We start from the raw sequence: 1,377 nt of genomic DNA, 5'->3' as shown, positions 1-1,377 counted from the left end.
CGGAGGCGACGCCGCTCGCTCGGACGCGACACCGTTCGGTGCGTCCGTCGGGTGTGTGTCGCCGCGGGCGAGGCGCGCGCGAGCCGAATCGCTGACTGACTGGTCAGTCCAGCGGGTGAAATTCGGCCTTTATTGCTGGTTTTCGACGCAAAATGCGGCGTATATCTCCGGTAAACGGCGTTTTGGCGGGGATGCTCCATCAACATTTATGAGCGTGTGCGGTTTCGAATCGTAACGATGGAAGGAACCCAAACGGAGGGTCTCGACGACCTCCCGCCGAGCGCCAAACTCGTCTTCAAGGTGCTCGAATACAACGGACCGCTGACCCAGAAGGGGATCGTCCAAGAGTCGATGTTGTCGGCGCGCACCGTCCGATACGCGCTCGAACGGCTGGAAGGCATCGGCGTCGTCGACGAGGACGTCTACTTCGCGGACGCCAGACAGAACCTCTACAAGCTCACGGAGCCGGCACAGGAGTTCACCGCCGACGAGGGCGAAGCCTCCTGTACCGCCGACTGACGCGTCACCGTCGACCGCCCGGTTCGGTCTCTTCGTCTCCCCTCCCGACTGTCACGAGCGGCGCGTGTCGATCACTCCGGACGTTCCGACGGACTACTCCGGACGCTCCGCGTCGGTCTCCCGCGCGCCGCGGACCGCCGCGGCGACCGTGAGAGCGATCGCGACCGACAGCGCCGACGTCGCCGCAAGCACGAACGCCAAGAGGAGGAACCAGACATCCGGTCCGAACAGCGGATAGTCCCGCGTGTCGATCACCGGACCGAGCAGTTCGAGGGTGCGGACGAGGTACAACAGGACCGCGAGCAGCGCGCCGACCGCCGCCCCGACCCTGACGTTGCGGTAGAACGACAGCGACTCCAGCAGGACCAGCATCGGGGGTTTCGATGGCTCGTCGCTCACGGCCCACGATACGGCCGGCGGCCGCAAAGAGCCATCGGAACGGAGCGGATCGACCCGGTCCCTCACGATCGAAACGGACGTATGACGGCCTGACAGCGTTAGTGCCAGCCGTCAAGTGGGGCGGCTGAGAAGCGTCTCGTATGCCCAGAGTCGTGCTGTCGGCGTTCCCGATGATAGACCCGGAGACGTATCGCGAAGTCCTCGCCAGCGCCGTCGACGAACCCGTCGACGTCGAGGTCGCGGAACTGGGGTCGACCGAGCGGCTGATCGAGGCGGCCGCCGGCGCTGACGCGGTCGTCACCGACATTAACACCCCGGTCACGGAGGCGGCGTTGGACGCCCTGGACCTCAGCGTCGTCGTCCGCTCGGCCGTCGGCGTTGACAACGTCGACGTCGCGGCGGCGGCGGCGCGCGGCGTCACCGTCACCCGCGTTCCCGACTACTGCACCGAGGAGGTGG

General features: G+C 66.4%; 2 protein-coding genes and 1 pseudogene. 2 read left to right on the top strand and 1 reads right to left on the bottom strand.

The genetic code is table 11. The features are described 5' to 3' along the window. The first annotated feature begins 237 nt into the window (after nucleotides 1-237). Complete coding sequence (locus tag BN903_RS06475; RefSeq protein ID WP_008443026.1) at nucleotides 238-519, top strand: helix-turn-helix domain-containing protein; 282 nt, start codon at nucleotides 238-240, stop codon at nucleotides 517-519. A gap of 93 nt (nucleotides 520-612) precedes the next feature. Here BN903_RS06475 and BN903_RS06470 read toward each other — a convergent pair whose 3' ends face one another. Then, nucleotides 613-891: a hypothetical protein gene (locus BN903_RS06470; RefSeq protein WP_048077084.1), complete on the bottom strand. Its 279-nt coding sequence runs from the start codon at nucleotides 889-891 to the stop codon at nucleotides 613-615. Between the two features lie 167 nt (nucleotides 892-1,058). Here BN903_RS06470 and BN903_RS06465 point away from each other — a divergent pair. Then, nucleotides 1,059-1,377 (top strand): annotated as a pseudogene (locus tag BN903_RS06465) (C-terminal binding protein); the annotation flags it as partial.

The organism is Halorubrum sp. AJ67 (genome assembly GCF_000513435.1).
This window is presented reverse-complemented; position numbering and strand designations above follow the sequence as displayed.